12 protein-coding genes and 5 pseudogenes are annotated in these 15,984 nt (G+C 37.7%); all 17 read right to left on the bottom strand.

Annotated features, from left to right (window positions below; translation table 11 throughout):
* A partial coding sequence (locus DXA20_RS13505; protein WP_118561502.1) for a VirD4-like conjugal transfer protein, CD1115 family occupies positions 1 to 1,286 on the bottom strand: 1,286 nt, incomplete at its 3' end.
* Positions 1,283 to 1,758 (bottom strand): annotated as a pseudogene (locus DXA20_RS13500) (PcfB family protein). The pseudogene DXA20_RS13500 and the gene DXA20_RS13505, both read right to left, overlap by 4 nt.
* Before the next feature lie 82 nt (positions 1,759 to 1,840).
* The gene (locus tag DXA20_RS13495; RefSeq protein ID WP_074139000.1) at positions 1,841 to 2,059 is read right to left on the bottom strand and encodes a DUF5348 domain-containing protein; all 219 of its coding nucleotides are present in this window, start codon (positions 2,057 to 2,059) and stop codon (positions 1,841 to 1,843) included.
* 18 nt (positions 2,060 to 2,077) lie between these two features.
* Positions 2,078 to 2,989, bottom strand: a complete 912-nt coding sequence (locus DXA20_RS13490) for a DUF6017 domain-containing protein (protein ID WP_118561500.1) — start codon at positions 2,987 to 2,989, stop codon at positions 2,078 to 2,080.
* A gap of 544 nt (positions 2,990 to 3,533) precedes the next feature.
* On the bottom strand, positions 3,534 to 4,439 hold the full coding sequence (locus DXA20_RS13485; protein ID WP_118561498.1) for a hypothetical protein: 906 nt from the start codon (positions 4,437 to 4,439) through the stop codon (positions 3,534 to 3,536).
* Positions 4,440 to 4,441: 2 nt separating this feature from the next.
* A complete protein-coding gene (locus tag DXA20_RS13480; RefSeq protein ID WP_118561496.1) occupies positions 4,442 to 6,427 on the bottom strand; it encodes a P-loop NTPase fold protein in 1,986 nt (661 codons plus the stop codon).
* A gap of 66 nt (positions 6,428 to 6,493) precedes the next feature.
* Positions 6,494 to 7,006: pseudogene (locus DXA20_RS13475) on the bottom strand (tyrosine-type recombinase/integrase); the annotation flags it as partial.
* Positions 6,991 to 7,125, bottom strand: a complete 135-nt coding sequence (locus DXA20_RS18725) for an integrase DNA-binding domain-containing protein (RefSeq protein WP_442969694.1) — start codon at positions 7,123 to 7,125, stop codon at positions 6,991 to 6,993. The gene DXA20_RS18725 and the pseudogene DXA20_RS13475, both read right to left, overlap by 16 nt.
* A 167-nt stretch (positions 7,126 to 7,292) precedes the next feature.
* The gene (locus DXA20_RS13465) at positions 7,293 to 7,724 is read right to left on the bottom strand and encodes a DUF4062 domain-containing protein (protein ID WP_118561492.1); all 432 of its coding nucleotides are present in this window, start codon (positions 7,722 to 7,724) and stop codon (positions 7,293 to 7,295) included.
* Between the two features lie 3 nt (positions 7,725 to 7,727).
* On the bottom strand, positions 7,728 to 9,740 hold the full coding sequence (locus DXA20_RS13460; RefSeq protein ID WP_118561490.1) for a site-specific DNA-methyltransferase: 2,013 nt from the start codon (positions 9,738 to 9,740) through the stop codon (positions 7,728 to 7,730).
* The gene (locus DXA20_RS13455; protein ID WP_118561488.1) at positions 9,740 to 9,946 is read right to left on the bottom strand and encodes a hypothetical protein; all 207 of its coding nucleotides are present in this window, start codon (positions 9,944 to 9,946) and stop codon (positions 9,740 to 9,742) included. The genes DXA20_RS13460 and DXA20_RS13455 overlap by 1 nt, the downstream gene beginning before the upstream one ends.
* Positions 9,946 to 12,816 carry a DEAD/DEAH box helicase family protein gene (locus DXA20_RS13450; protein ID WP_118561486.1) on the bottom strand — a complete coding sequence of 957 codons (2,871 nt, stop codon included), beginning with the start codon at positions 12,814 to 12,816 and terminating at the stop codon, positions 9,946 to 9,948. Before DXA20_RS13450 ends, DXA20_RS13455 begins: the two co-directional genes overlap by 1 nt.
* 72 nt (positions 12,817 to 12,888) lie before the next feature.
* Complete coding sequence (locus DXA20_RS13445) at positions 12,889 to 13,779, bottom strand: Fic family protein (protein ID WP_118561484.1); 891 nt, start codon at positions 13,777 to 13,779, stop codon at positions 12,889 to 12,891.
* A 378-nt stretch (positions 13,780 to 14,157) separates the two neighbouring features.
* Positions 14,158 to 14,460: a hypothetical protein gene (locus DXA20_RS16920; protein ID WP_243100679.1), complete on the bottom strand. Its 303-nt coding sequence runs from the start codon at positions 14,458 to 14,460 to the stop codon at positions 14,158 to 14,160.
* A pseudogene (locus DXA20_RS16915) lies at positions 14,420 to 14,788 on the bottom strand (Abi family protein). Before DXA20_RS16915 ends, DXA20_RS16920 begins: the two are co-directional and overlap by 41 nt.
* Positions 14,789 to 15,544: 756 nt before the next feature.
* Positions 15,545 to 15,637: pseudogene (locus DXA20_RS18490) on the bottom strand (Fic family protein); the annotation flags it as partial.
* Between the two features lie 216 nt (positions 15,638 to 15,853).
* Positions 15,854 to 15,946, bottom strand: a pseudogene (gene tnpA / locus DXA20_RS18720) (IS66 family insertion sequence element accessory protein TnpA); the annotation flags it as partial.
* Between the last annotated feature and the right edge of the window lie 38 nt (positions 15,947 to 15,984).

The following is a 15,984-nucleotide window of genomic DNA, read 5'->3' as shown; positions in this document are numbered from 1 at the left end:
CGGCTTCGTATGGTGGCTATGAGCTTTTCAAACTTCGGTATCTGCCCGATATTTGCAAATTCGTCTAACAGACAGCGCACATGGACGGGCAGCCTGCCGCCGTATTCATCATCTGCCTTGTCGCAAAGGAGATTGAAAAGCTGCGTGTAAAGAATACTCACGACAAAGTTAAAAGTATCGTCGGTGTCGCTGATGATAACAAACAGGGCGGTCTTGCGGTCGCCTATGGTGTCAAGCTCCATTTCGTCGGTTTCCATAAGGTCGCGCAGCTCCTTAATGTCAAAAGGGGCAAGCCGCGCACCGCAGGAAATGAGAATAGAGCTTCGTGTCTTTCCCGCAGATAACAGGAATTTCTTATATTGCCGGACGGCAAAGTGTTCCGGGTCTTTTTCCTCCAACCGTTCAAACATGAGGTCAACGGGGGACTGAAATTCCGGGTCGTCCTCGCGGGCTTCACTGGCATTTATCATTTCAAGCAGCGTCGTGAAGTTCTTTTCTTCCTCCGGGGCTTCGTACCAAATGTAGCCGATAAGTGCGCAGTAAAAGAGCCGTTCCGATTTTACCCAAAAATCCTCCCCGGCTTTTTCCCCGTCCCCTTTGGTGTTGGCAATCAAGGTGTTTACCAGTTTCAAAATGTCTTTTTCGCTGCGGATATAGGCAAAGGGATTGTAACGCATGGATTTCTTAAAATTTATCGTGTTCAGCACCTTTATCCGATACCCGCCGCGCTGTAAGAGCTTCCCACACTCGACTAAAACCGTACCTTTCGGGTCGGTTACAACGTAGCTGCTGTGCATTTGCATTAAGTTGGGCTTCACAAAAAATCTCGTCTTGCCGCTACCGCTTCCCCCGATAACAAGGATATTTTTATTCCTTGCATACTTCGGCTGCTTCGGGCGGCTGTTCATGGTAAGCCGTTCCGTCTGTGTCAGCAGCACGTTATTTTGAAATACCGGGTCGGTGTAGGGCTTTATATCTTCGGCGTTTCCCCAACGGGCTGAACCGTATTCGATACCTTTTCGGTATTTCTTCGCGTTCTTGCCTTTGAAGTACACCATAAGCCGGATAAGGACAGCCCCCACAATACCGATAAGCAAATCCATAGGGGCAAAACTTAGAAGCGGGGTTGCAAAGGCAGCGGAAAAGCCGTCTGCAAGGGAAAGCACCTTGCCGGAAAGGTCAGTTCCCGGAGAGAGCCGCACCGCCTGTCCGATTTTGTCAAAGAGATAGACAAAGAGCAGATAGGGGGCATTTAGGATAAGCAGCTTTTTAAGTTCCGGCTTCATAGCGATACCTCCCTGTCCTTTTTCTTCACTTTGTCCCTCTGTGCGTTCAGAGCTGCCGCCTTATCTTTCAGAGTAGAAAGCAGCTTGCGGATAGAGGGCTTTTTATCCCTGCCTAATTTCTTTGCGGTAAATTCCCGGAACGCTTCGGTCATAACGTCAATATCCTTGCCCTTAAAAGACACAAGATAGGTCGGCGGCTTGCCGTTCTCAATCTTTTTGACGTTGTATCAAGCCCGTTTTTCCTTGCGATAGGGTCAAAGGCTTTGATATTTTGGTCGGTAATCTCAATGTTGGAAACCTTTTCTCCCGGCTTCATAAGCTGCCGCATAGTGATTTTCCCATGCGGGGCTTTGGTTAGCTGCCCTTTGCCTTTGGCAAGCAGGGCTTTCATAGCCTTTTGCAGCACTTCGGCGGTCAGCTTAGATGTTTTGATTGCTAAAGACACGACTTTTTCATTGACTTCATCTTGCATGAAATCCCTCCTTTCATAGTTTGGTTAGGGTGGTGTGCCGCTTCGGGGCATAAAAATAAGGCGTACATTTTTCATGCCGCCTTTAGATACGCACCCGCAGCCCGTTCAAATCCGAAGCCCTCACACCGACAAGATACCAGTTGTCCCCGTATTCCATGCGGGTCGGCTTCCATTTGCCGCGTACAAACACTTCAAGGCAATCCCCACAATGCAATCCTCCGTAGTAGTCGTTAAGGTCAAAGCGAATGTCGTAACGGTCTGCCGTTTCATCAAAAATCAAAGCTCCTGTTTTCTGTGCCATATTAAAATCCTCCTGTTTTTAATAGCCGCCGTACATATCGTGGTTGACAAGGGCGGTGTAATAGCTGTCAATGGTGTTGGGTGCGTTGAAAAGTACCGCTTTCAGATATTGCTTGATGTTGCGGATTTTCGTGGTGTTCTCTTTCATGCAGTCAAAGACAAATTCAATGTGGCTGCTGTTCAGCTTCATAAACTTTGCTTTGACAAGCTCTGCCGGATAATCGTCCCCGGCGATACGGATTGTCTTTCGTTTGGTGCAGACAGTTTCAAGGATAAGGGACACAATCTCGTCCAAGCGTTCCCTGTCAATGTCAGTATGCTTGATAAAATGCTCATATTCGATATTGTCCTTGATGATTTCCTCATACACTCGGTATGCGTCTGCCGCTTCCGTTCCTTTCCGTTCCGGCTCTGCCGTTTCTTCCCTCAAAGGAGAGGGGCTAGGGGAAAGGATAGGAATGGAATGGTTATTTGATAAATCCGTATTTGATTTTTCTTTTTTTGATAAGTCAGTCTTTTGTATATCTTTATTTAATTGCATTGGATTTTCCGACGTCGGGTTATCCGGTGTCGGATTTTCAAATATCGGGTTATCCGCTGTTGGATTTTCCAATACCGGACAATCCAATGCCGGGGGCTGTGGCTGTTCGTAAATGGTGTACTCGATAGCGGTCATTTTACCTTTCTCGTCGCGTCCCTGCCGTCTTGTGATATATCCGGCTTTTTCAAGCTCCCATACAGCAGTGCGGATAGCGTCGATACTTTCCCGGTTGATATAGGACAGCCCCGCAAGGGTGTAGTCCCAATCCTCCGGCAAGGACAGCATTTGTGATAACAGCCCTTTTGCTTTTAGGGAAAGCTCCTTATTGCGTAAATGGTGGTTACTCATAACCGTATATCCTGTGTTTCTCTCCACGCGGAAAACTGCCATACCTTCATCAACTCCTTTGCTTCATATTTGTTACGCAGTAGAACAGCGATTTTGAGGGTTTAGGTATCAATCCCTTACCCTGTGAAAACCACACCCGCAAAGCCTTATGTAGCAAGGCTCTTTTTGCCCCTACTGCGTAACATGAGGGTAAAAAAATAGCGGCGTTCCTTGTTTCCCTGTTGGGATAAGGTAACGTCGCTTATGCGAATAATGTTCAATTTTATTTATATCGTGGCAAGGCAATCAACAATTTTAGTAAGTAGTAAATAAGTAGTAAATTTTCTCTGTTAGCTTCAAAAAGTCAAGGAATATCAAGGGTTTCCGCGCTCGATTAGTGTACTGCCATGGCAGACGAATAGTACTTTTATCATGTAAATTTCTCCTTCATAATTTGATAAATACCGCGTAGTTTTGCTTGGTTTTGCAAGTTCTACGGGCCTTTTACAACCTCCACTAAAAATGTATGTAAAAATGCAAATTGTAGCAAAACTATGCAATACACAGACGTCAATCGTAGTAAAAACGTAGTAGAAAAATCATATTACTACTTCAGATCACTTGAATCCAACAACTCGTAATTACATTTCAACTTACTTTTCCACGCTTTCGTCTCTTCATTTTCATCTTTATTATAAACAAAAACGCGAACTAATTTTTTCTCATTTATCTTTTCAATAATACTTTCATCTCCAAAAGGGGACATCCCAAACACATCAAGCTCATCTACTGAATCTAGGTCTACATATAATTCTTTAGGTCTGTATAAAAACAAATCATCTGCAGGATACAATTTATCAGAGGGATATACACCTGTTACACAGATCAATTTATCTTTTTTCACAGCACTTGGTGAAAACACTAAATCATTGGGATAAAACTCTATTACATTATTTGTTTTTTTCATATAATCGACAGCCCTTGCATATTCCGCTAAATTCATCCTCCCTGAACTAACAAGTATTGCATTGTTCACGTTATCAAGTTTTGATAAATCAACTTTTCCATGTAAATGAACACATCGTTGTTCTTTATCCCAAAATTCAAAATAATTTAATGTAAATATGTAATCATAATTCTCTACAAATGGCATCTTACTTTTATCATATACTTGTCCGATTTTACCCTTCTTATCATAAAAAATGGATGTTATACAAATACAGGTTATCAAATCTTGCAGTCTGTATTCATCGTTATCTGTCCAACTCTGATTTTTATTTTCTTTTATGTACTTGTACAAAACACCCGCTAACGTCTCTATTCCCAACTCACTTATTGGCATCTCTGAATAATTCAAAAAATCTTCTTCTATTTGCACACCAAAAATATTATTAATGATAATTGAGTAAACTAATACGTTCTTTTTGAATCTGTCAGCAATATTTTTTACAGATAAATCCCATATACATAGACGTGAATTAATTCCATTACCTAGCAATAGTCCTCTAGCCATAATTAGTCATTTTCACCTCCTACGCCTAACCCTATAAGTGTTTTATTAATCTGAGAAAGCAAATATTCAATGGCATATTTTCTTGTAATGCTTTCAGCGATAACGTCTTCTTGATTATTTAATCTTTCTGCCAATAATTGTAATCCTTCAATATCATTCATATAAAAGTCTTTCACATTGCCCATATAATATATTACATTGAACGCATCTGCTATTTTATAGATTCCCTCTAAGTCACTGCTATTTATTAACTTTATTACCTTTTCTATATCTATGTATTCCATAAATGATTTACGCGTGCAATAATAATCTTCTCTCTTATGACAATGTTGTAAAAAAGCATCCGCATTATCATAAACTTTTTCTTCTTCTATCTCTCCTTTATCAAGGACTTCATTTCTCATTTTTCGACTTTCAGCAATAGGTTTATACATCTCCAAGTATTTATGTTTTTCATCTTCATCACTAAAAGAAATGGGCATTCTACTCTCATCTTGAACATGCATATCTTTTTCTACAAGGGATAACATGATTTTTTGAACCTCGTATACATCCCCTTTATATAATCCTAATTTATTAAAGAAAAGTAGTAACTCAATAATATTTGAATAAGCAGGATATGCATATTTGTCTTCTTTCAATTCAAGAATCATTTTTTGAATACTTTCACGTATGTTATCATCCTCCATATATCTCCAATTTTTCAATTCCGAATATGCCACTCCCGTAGACTGTACTTGTTCTTTGTTATATAATTTTTCACGTTCGCATCTAGCCTCAATACTCCTTGAAGCTCTCACCAAATCAACCTCATCAAGATAGTCACTTCTTATGTATTTATCAATAAAATAATATCTGATTGTATGCGTGTATTCATGACCTTCAAAATAAACATAATCAGAATTTCCATAATACGCACTTTTAATAATCTTCTTATTCTTTTTACTTGAAACAATAACCCAAATACTATATCTCATAAAATCAGCAATAATATTCTCAAAATATTTAGATGAATTCATATTTCGATATGTCATGTCAAAAATTTTTCTAAACATGTCCAACCATGCAATAATAATTCTCAAATTCCTATTGTCTACTTCATTAAATACCGCTGCTATCGAATCGCTATGACATTCTAAAAAATCTTTATAATTGCCCTCACCAACACAGCCTTTATGTTTATCTGTACCAGAAATTAGTTTCTCTAAACTTTCTTTTATTCCTGGATAGTAGTGACATGTCTTTCCAATAACTTTCTCTTTTATATCACGATAAATAAAATTTTCTGAGTACAATCTTTCATTCAATTCTTTTAATTCTTTGATTGTAATCGAATCTTTAGCAGTTGCATTCTTCTTTCTATCCTCTTCTGATATATCTTGAATAACTTTTCTATCACCTGTTAATATAGTTTGATATTTTTGTTCTATGTTTGTATTTGCGTATATTTTTCCTATATTATTTTCATCAGCTAAAATCAAAACTTTGCAATTACAATGTTCAATAAGATTATTTACATAACCAAAAAATTCATTGATTGGTATGGAGCATCTTTCTAAGTCATCAAAACAAACAACCATGTTTTTTGCCTCTAATAACCCTGAAATATCTTGTAAAATCTCACTAAAATCAGCCGAAAATGATCCTATCGAAAAAGAAAATGCCTTACTTACAACACCTAAAATACCAGCTACCGGCTTTACACCTTTCTTTACCATTTCATTTCCATTTGCTTTTACATATATCAGATAATTAGTCAGCAATTGTTTTGACAATGCCTCGATTGAAGAAACTCCATATAATGAAATATAAACATTTGCTTTTCTATCATTTTTCCCAATTTCTATATCTGATATTGCATCACATAAATCGTTTTCATACAAAAAGGTTTTTCCACTTCCCCATGCTCCATCAATCAAGATGGCATACTTCGCATTTTCATCACGGACATAACTAGTTACAGCATCTACTATTTCTTTTGATGTCATTTTTATCCCTCCAATAACCACAAACACGCCCAAGCCATTTCTGACTTAGGCTGCGTTTGATATTTTCTAAATTGCTTTAAACATTTTCTGACTTACTGGTTTCTCCTGCCCCTTTTCCAATTCCCTACGGGCATTTTCCATTTCTTCCAATTTTCTCAATTCTTCCGTTGCATCATCCAGTCCGATGTGCGTATAAACATTAAGCGTTACCGCTATATCAGAATGCCCCATGAGATATTGTAAAGTCTTAGGGTTCATACCTGACTTGGCCATATTACTACAATATGTGTGGCGGCATACATGCGGCGTGATATTAGGCATCTGAACCCGGTAAATATCATTGTATCTTTTCACCATATGGTTCAGTCTATGCTGCCAATGCATAGCCACCAACGGATTTCCGTTCTTATCAACAAATAGAAATCCGGAATATCCGTCTATAATCTTTTCATACTTTGGCGCTTCACGATCCTCAATAATCGCTCTGAACATATTTGCCACATCCTGAGTTATTGGCAATTTTCTTGTTCCTGCACTCGTCTTTGTGCTATCGATGATATATCTCATATCAGAAGTCCTTGCTTTTCAAGTTCTCTCAGGGATAAGCATGGCTTCTTTCCTACCGGTAGCTTGTCAGTAGGCTCTAATCGCCAGCTATAAACAAAATGCGGTTTTCCACCAACATGATACTTCTGCAATTCCAATAGTTTCTTTGTTGTTAATTACCATTGGAGTCTGGCCAGCAATCCATTTTTTACAAATGCTTTGTATATGCTCTTGGTATCTAAAGTCTCCACAGATTTGCAGATACAATTCTGCAATAACGGATAACAGTTCTGTTTCTGTATATATCTGCTCTGTAAGTTCATTCTGAACAATCCATTCCTCTATTAGAGAATGCTTGTATTTTCTCATAACCGTCACCATTTATTTTTGATGGTGGGATAGGCTTATCCGAAAAATACATAAACACTTGTTTTCCCGATTGAAGCATAATTTCAATTTCTTCTTCTGTTCCAGAACCAAACTCATCAGTAGGTGAGCCATATCTTGTCCCAAAAATCGCAACTGCTGCATCACATTTATTTACAAACTGTTCGTTAAGTAATGCCTGTGGTTTTCCTCCAGACTGAGCATAAGAACTCTTACTCCAATGGCGAGTTTTTATTGTGATTCCTAAAGTTTCAGCATATAATTCATTAAACTCATCTACTGCAGCTTCAATCAATGTAACTTCTTCCTTAATATCACCTGGACAAGAAATCAAAAGGTTATACAATGTCACATTTTGAGCCATTGATTACACCTCCCAAACAGTTTCATCCCCACAAATGTTACGAATTTTAAGGCGGAGAGGTTTCTTTGTGCTGCGGATGTAACCATCCCAGAACTCCTTGGTTTTATTGCCGTCTACGATAACATAGCCATTTTTATCAATCTTGATTTCACTATCAGAATGCCACTCACCACCGGTCGCAGTGCAATCCAGGCTAAGGAATTCAATAAGTTCCAAGCCTTCTTCACTGATTTCAATCGGTTTATACGATTTCTTCGCAGAAGAATTAAGGAATGCTTTCTGATTGAATTCTGCAATTTTAGACAACACACGATCACTCATAAATTTATCAATAGCAACTGCATATCCGCCTGCAATTTCTTCTGCATGGAATTCTGCATAATCACCAATGACAACATCATCAAGAATTGATTTAAGATCACGCAATTCAATTTCTACAGTCGTACTGTCATCTTCTTTGATGAAATTCATAATCTCCACTTCATCAGTAATGTCGATATAGTAAACAATAACCTTTTTAATGTCATTATCCAATTCTGGAATCGCCTGATGAATAATACGGTTCATGGTCACTTTATCAAGAAGTTTGGATGCGCTGTCCATTAAATTTGGCACGTAAACAGGAATTGTACCAAGCTTGCTATCAGAGATAGCACCTTCCCAGAAAGAATCCAGAGAATCTTCATTTTTCAAGCCAGGAATCAAAGATTTAATTTTATCCATTGTTTGAACAGGATTACGATAAAGCTGAACCCCATCTTTAATTTCAAGCACATCAAATTCAGCACCATCAGAAACGAGACGATCACGAGTTATCTGGATAGAGTTCAATCCGATATCAGCATGGATGAATCTTCTCCCAAGTTTGTTTGCCACTGCTGCAGTTACGCCACTGCCGCCAAAAAAGTCAGCTACCACCATATTATCATTGGATGATGTTCTAACAATTCGCTCGAGAAGTGCTTCTGGCTTTTGAGTTGCATAATCTACATCTGCTCTTTCTTTTGCCATTGGGTTTACTATTGGAATATCCAGCCAAATATTTTGTATAGGCTGTCCTTGATATGTTGATGCATATATTTTTCTATAAATTCTCATATTAGGATCAGACGGCATTACCAATTCATTATTCTGATACCATTCTTCAAGTCGCTCTTTTTTATATAACCATCCATTTTCTGGAGGATTAACACCATGAAACACATATTTCAAATTTGGTCGATACAATGAGTTAACAAGAGGAGATTTCATATACTTCCCCCTACCGTCATTATCATCATAAACAAACCTTTTTTCTAAATAGTTTTTAGTATTTTCATCGTCTATAGAGTATTCTGGATTAAAAATATACTCATCTGCATTATACCCATACCATAATATTGTATCATTGGTGATCCCAAATTGTTTACTTGCCCAAGAAACAGACTGTTTTCTTCGCCATATTATTTCATTGATAAAGTTATCTTCGCCAAATATTTCGTCCATAAGTATTTTAACATAGTGTAACATATGCCAATCCAAATGCACATAAATAGAAGCACTTTCGCTCATAATTGACTTAATCACCATAAGGTTTTCATACATCCAGTTAAGATACTTTTCCTTATCCCAAACATCACCATACATCTTTTCTTCAAAAGCTTTCAATTCATCAACATCCAACTCTTGTTCAGCCTGTGCAATAGCTTCTGCTACTTTCGGATTTCGACGAATATATACTTTCTTTGCATAGTCAGCACCACTGGCAAATGGTGGGTCAATATAAACAAGATCAACCTGAATACCCTGCTCCTTCAGATAAGCGCAAGCAGAAACACATTCTCCACGAATAACCATATTGCCGTCAGCGTTTTCGCCCACGGTTTCCTGTTTTTCCATTTCATACAAAGGCATACCACGCTGTAATGTCATAGAAACATCGTCAGCGCCTTTGTATCTCAATATTCTATTAAAATTTCCAAGCACAGCTTGTCCTTCCACCGGCTCTGGTATAAACGGTACATATTTAATTGGCATTATTTGATTCCTCCATTTTTCATATAACTTACAAATTGTTCAAAAGAATTTGCCATACTATATGATGTTATAAATTCTTGTGCCAATTTTGCTTTTTGTATGTCATCCAACTCGTCTAATGTCTTAATAAAATCAAGCAATTTATTTTTTGCATTAGTATATTTATCATCAAACTCTATGCCTACAGTAGGTCTAATTCCATTCATTACGCTTTCTCCTTAAAAAACTCACAGATTTTTTGATGTGTCTGTGTCAATCTATCTTTCTCTGGCATCGTATCTTCCAAATACAGGTAATCAAAACGTTCATAACCATACGCAGCATTATTCTGTTTTGAAAACTCTGTTTCCATAAAATTCTTCTTATCTTTAAAGACTGGATCTTTGGCATAAATCTGCCCCTTGGTTTCCACTACAATAACCTTATGGATAACGCCATCTTTTCGTTTAACGATAAGGAAGTCCGGTGTGTAAATACCAATGTAATTCCATTTTCCACTGGTTTTCTTATAGCACTTGATCTTAAACTCCGTCATAGCACGGTCTCCATTGTAATACACTTCCAGACCTAATTTTTCAATAATATCGAAGGACAATACTTCTCTTAAAAATGTTTGTTCAAAACCACTGTCTGTACGATATGGCAAGTAGTGGAACGAACGATTCTTATTTGGGTGAGATGATACACGCTGTTGCAATTCCAAAACGATTCTATCGTTCCCAGTTTCTATAGCGAGATCAATTAACTGCTGTGTCTTTTTATCAACTTTCAATTTTCCCTTATCGTCATCCATTATGTTTTCAACAACATTCTGTCTTGGATAGTAGTCATCCAGATTATCTGCATATATCTCAGAAGTAAAATTCGCAATGTTCAACAAATTAGCTTCTTCTGGTATCAGTTCTTCTGTTGTATTGAAATCCGTTTTGTCACAAAAAGCTTTGCGAATATTGGCTTCTACCAACTTTTTATTGTACTTCGAACTGAAATATCGTGAGCCACCTTTTTCGTATGTAATTTTTTCATATACTACTTTTAATTGCTCTGTATATGCATTTAATTCTGCCATGGAAGGTGTTCCAAATCCACTTCTCATAATGCCATAAATCCAAGAATTAAAGGTTGCATATTCTGTACCATATTCAGCATCATCCACCTGGATACTGATATTATTTACATTCATAGAAAGATCTGTTGTTTTGATAATATCACCTGCAATTTGCGCTGAATCAACAGATTTTTCAATAGAAACTTCAGGATTTGCCTTTTCAACAGTAAGTGTATCATAGCTGATTTTCAGCTGATAAAACTCTACTTTAGGCAACTTTAAATAAGCCGTACGATTATAACGTTTCAAAGTAGTCTTACTGTTGTCTGCAGAAGAAAATTCTTTAAGCGAAATATGGTGCTGCCGCTCAAGCTGCATATTTAATTTTTCGGCATTGCTTTCATTCAAATATATCAGCGCCGTTTCCTGACCGTTTTTAATCACCTGACGCAAGCATCGACAAGATGTCTGTAATACCATCTTGGTTGGGCAGTCTCCTTCTTGAGAAAGAATAATACCGGTAAGACTTCGACAGTCCCAACCTTCTTTACCAATCTGCACAAGCAAAACAATACGAATTTTAGAAATAGATTTATCCAAGATATCAAACTGCATCTGACTATCAGCCGACATCTTATACTGTTTATTTCCTTTGTGGAATTTAAGTATAACATCAGTACCAAGGCCATATTCAGCTACAATACGGGATACCTGTGGATATACTGTTTCTTCTAATTTTTCGATAGTACCGCAATAAATACCCAATTTAGCTGTTAAACCATCTGCATAAACAGTGTCTTTATAAGTATCAAGAAATTCTCTGACACCCTTTTCAATAATAAGACTGCTATCTGCAATATCTGCAATTTTTACAACTGGACGTTTTAAAAAATTTCCTACACCGTCTATAAGTGGATAGTAATACACAATATTTGTGATTTCAGCTGTACCAATGGACAATGAATCTACAACTTTTATTTTTTCAACTTTGTCTAAATATGGAGTACCAGAAAAACCAATTACAGAATTGACTGTATGATTCTGCGCCCATCTTGTAACTACAGCACGAAGCTTAATTTCATCACTTACTGCATGATGAACTTCATCAATAAAGATAGACAATGATGGTAACTTACCAATTAAATTACGAAGTTCATTTGCCTGTCGGTCTTTATCGTCCTCGCTTTCTTCAAACATATTTATCTGTCCCTGTTTTTCCTGAATACGCTCAAGAATTACTTTTTCCGCATTAGTAACAGCAACAAGACCAAACAACTCAGAAAGCGGCTGATGATTAGCGATTTTCTGAACATTTGGATTTTTTGTCTTATTTGATTTTTTTGCAGTTTTGCTTTGATCCAATACTTCAAAAGAAATCATCCTCTTGATGTCTGTTGCTGCCGGCTCCGGAAGAATCCATGATGGATTAAAGTTTTGTATTGTTTTAAGACTTGGAACCACTGATGATTTCAAACCTGATGGTGCAAATATGATAAAGTTATGTGCAAATGACGGATTTGTTGGCTCGTCATAAGCAAAATATAAATCCAAGTAAATAAATGCCGCCATCAAATACGTTTTACCTGCACCCATAGGAAGGCTAAACAGATAATCCGTATAGGAAACACCATAAAACGCATTACGAAAGAATTCATCATAATCAATTCCCGTTGGATCTTTCTTTATCTGTTTTTCCAATTTTTCAGATACCTGTTCACCGTTATCATTTGTCAAACATGCATATTCAAATAATGCCGCAGCCGCTGGATTCTGAAACAAATATTCACGAGTAGATTTTGACAATTCTATCTCATTCAAATCAATAGAATTAAAGAATCCCTGTCTAAACAGCTGTGTCAACGGCTTACATTCACAGGCAATTTTGAGAAACAGATATACCTTAATAGCCTCAATCTGAGCATCACGCATCTGCCCTGTTTTCTCTATATACTCAATTAAGTTTTTAACCGTACACCGTTCTGATTCATACCATTGTGTACACTTATTTTCTATCATTTTATAGAACATGTATTTACTCCCGTCTTTAAAATGTATATTATTATTTTTCTCAAATCGCAAATTTTTCACTTTGAATCACATTTAATATGCAATTCTAAAATAATCCAAATATGCCTTATACTTATCCTGTGCGGTCAAACAGGTATCTGTCAAATAACCTTTCTCATTGTTCCACTCTTTCAGTCCACGGTAGTAGAACATCTTCAGATTATCCTCAATGATAAACGGAACGATATTATATTTCAGACATTCCTTAAACATAATTAATCTGCCCATACGACCGTTGCCGTCCTGGAATGGATGGATCCGCTCAAACTTCACATGGAAGTCAAGAATATCCGCAAAGGTCTTTTCTTCTTTGGAGTTGTATTCCGATAGCAATGCCTTCATTTTATCGGCAACTTCTTCCGGAAAGGCGGTATCCATGCCGCCGACTTCATTCGGAAGTTTCTTATAATCGCCAACAGCAAACCAATCTTTTCTGGAATCACTGGTGCCATTCTTCAAAACCAAGTGAATTTCTTTAATGAACTTCTCCGTCAGAGCTGCTTTTGCGTGATCAATAATCACATCAATGCAACGGAAGTGATTTGCTGTTTCAATCACGTCATCCACGTTCAGCACTTCTTTTTCTACACCGATGGTATTGGTTTCAAAGATATATCTGGTCTGATCGTGCGTCAGACGGCTTCCTTCCATATGGTTAGAGTTATAGGTCAAGTCAATCTGTGTCTTATGATAAATCCCGCCGGAGTATTTACTTGCCTTCTGCTCTTTCAGAATATCCAACAACGTAATCGGTTCTTCTTTTCTTTTATTGGTGCGCTCCGGTTTCTCTGCATTTTCTGGAATGTTCCATGTCTTACCAATGAGAAACGCACCGTTCACACGCCCCTTTGCACAGTAATTTCTAACACTGCGTTCTGACATATTCCATTTTTTTGCTATATCAGCAACTAAAATGTATTTCATCTGCCATCCCCCATCCCATTATAAATTAAATCCAAACTTACTAATCTACTGACTAGTATATCACACTATCGGCAAAAACGCCATCTATTTCACCTGTTTATTATACCATTTTTAGCCGGTATGACAACTGTTTCCTAGTCGAATAGCTTTATTAAAACGGATGCTATATATCGTCTAATAAGTTTTACTTTCATTTTTGCACATGAACATGCGGCTGTTTTCGTTCAAATTGTGCGATTATATATATAAAGGTGGCTGTTTTTAATCAAAATAAAAATGGCGAAGTGCTTATCGTAACACTCCGCCGAAAGCCTAACCGATTTGAGCAAAAAGTGCTTGGTTAGGTCTGCTTTATTATTTTATGCAATTCCACTGCATTTATACACTTAAATGTTCTTTCCAATTCGCAGGAAGATTCATTGCTGCGAGACTGACCACACCATTATTATTTTGAATTAGCTTAGCGAAAGCATTTACAAATACTGTCCACTCCTCATCGGATGAACGCAGGTACTTCATCGCCAGTAAGATTTGATACAAGCCATTATGCGCTGGTGGCGGCGTAATTTTATCTACATCCAGAATTTCCGGTGTCGTATGAATTGTACGATTATAAATTCTAGAATTATGAGCACACAAATTACGCAATACTGAAACACCCTGTATCCATGAAGTAAGCATTTTCTGATGCTACAGTAGCCGCATTCTGCCAATACCGTTTTTTCTCTTTAAAAATCGATGGATCTTGCAAAACAAGTAGTTCTCCGTGTATAAGCAATGCTTCCACCAATCGCGCTCTCAATGCAACCTCAATCTTAGAAATCATTGAAAAAACCAAAGCTGATAATTTCTGGTCAAATTAATACAATTTTATAATATCTTCAAACTTTGTTCCCGGAACATACTTTTTTGCAGCATTATCATATAAATGAAACGAGTAGCCTCTCAAACGATAAAATCCAATTAACTTTAACGCCTTCTCTATATCTTCACGAGATGTAATCTCCATTCCCGCATCTATATAAGATTGCACTTGCTGATCTATTGTTAATATTTGTTTTGGATATTGATACATAAAACACCCCCATAAATAAGAAAGTCCCACCGGGTTACGCATGAAATATCAGAGGCGTGGTGGGTTCTGTTATTAACAGTACGGCTTAAGATGTTACTGTCAAGACCTCTTTTTGTAAAAAATCAGCACCATCTATTTGTTTCTTGAGATTGTGCGATCGTTCATCAATTCCTAATCTTCAAAACATATCCCTTGTAGTTTCTATATGTCTTGATTACCAATCCGGTCTTCCAAAGGTATAAATAAGGTGTAAATTTTTGATTAATTTCCAAGAAATCCAACAAAATCAAGGCTTTCATAGCCTGCATTAAACATTGCCGTGGCAGATGAAAAGTATTTTTAACATAGTTTTTTATCTCCTTGTTTGTTCTGAAATTCTCTGTTTTGCGAATATTCCCGCCAGCGCGCCATTTCCTCTCTCGGTGGGATCTCCGGCCGCAGTGCTGTTATACACAACGGTCATGTGACCCGCCGGTAGAGAATTCCAGCTTAATCCCGGCAGGAAGTAGTAAGCGAGACCACAGTGGCACTTACTCTACTGTGGTCATTTCTTTACAGGATAGCTTCTCATCAAATAACCACTGTATACATATTGCAGAATATTATATTTATATCAGTCTATTTTTTTAAATTTATAATAGAGCTTGCATATTGCCATTTCAAAACCACTTTTCCTCGTAAACTTTATTTCTAATATTTAATCCTAAAATATTCCAAATACCTCTTATATCTATCCTGTGCCGTCAAACAGGTATCCATCAGATACCCCCTCTCGTTATCCCACGTCTGCTCTTCAAAGTCATTTGACAATGCGATGCTGACACCGCCATACTGAAGAAAAATGTTTGCAGCTCCGGGTATGCTGACCGCCGGAATTCCGGCGGTTTCCCGAACTGGATCAGGCTGGATGTTTACACATACAACATCCTGTTTTTCTGCGGAAGACACATTTCTGCCGGAACATTCCGTTTCCGGAAGATCATAACAGGCACGCTGCCGGAGCTTGCGCACCCAGTAATAAAAGGTACTTGGGACAATGTCGTTATCCAGACACCACTGTCTGTCAGACAGACTGCTTTTGCAGCACTGCATGACAAGCTCGTAAATCATATCATAATCTAATCGTTTGT

Origin of the sequence: Roseburia sp. AM59-24XD (assembly GCF_003478445.1) — a bacterium.
Taxonomy (GTDB): Bacteria; Bacillota; Clostridia; order Lachnospirales; family Lachnospiraceae; genus Jutongia.
Note: the sequence above shows the minus strand (reverse complement) of the source record. Positions and strands in the feature narration are given on the sequence as shown.

Coding starts and splice junctions, on each gene's coding strand:
- DXA20_RS13495 (WP_074139000.1), bottom strand. CDS start 2,059: ATGGCACAGAAAACAGGAGCTTTGATTTTTGATGAAACGGCAGACCGT.
- DXA20_RS13480 (WP_118561496.1), bottom strand. CDS start 6,427: ATGACATCAAAAGAAATAGTAGATGCTGTAACTAGTTATGTCCGTGAT.
- DXA20_RS13450 (WP_118561486.1), bottom strand. CDS start 12,816: ATGTTCTATAAAATGATAGAAAATAAGTGTACACAATGGTATGAATCA.
- DXA20_RS13490 (WP_118561500.1), bottom strand. CDS start 2,989: ATGGCAGTTTTCCGCGTGGAGAGAAACACAGGATATACGGTTATGAGT.
- DXA20_RS13465 (WP_118561492.1), bottom strand. CDS start 7,724: ATGGCTCAAAATGTGACATTGTATAACCTTTTGATTTCTTGTCCAGGT.
- DXA20_RS13445 (WP_118561484.1), bottom strand. CDS start 13,779: ATGAAATACATTTTAGTTGCTGATATAGCAAAAAAATGGAATATGTCA.
- DXA20_RS13460 (WP_118561490.1), bottom strand. CDS start 9,740: ATGCCAATTAAATATGTACCGTTTATACCAGAGCCGGTGGAAGGACAA.
- DXA20_RS13455 (WP_118561488.1), bottom strand. CDS start 9,946: ATGAATGGAATTAGACCTACTGTAGGCATAGAGTTTGATGATAAATAT.
- DXA20_RS16920 (WP_243100679.1), bottom strand. CDS start 14,460: ATGCTTACTTCATGGATACAGGGTGTTTCAGTATTGCGTAATTTGTGT.
- DXA20_RS13485 (WP_118561498.1), bottom strand. CDS start 4,439: ATGGCTAGAGGACTATTGCTAGGTAATGGAATTAATTCACGTCTATGT.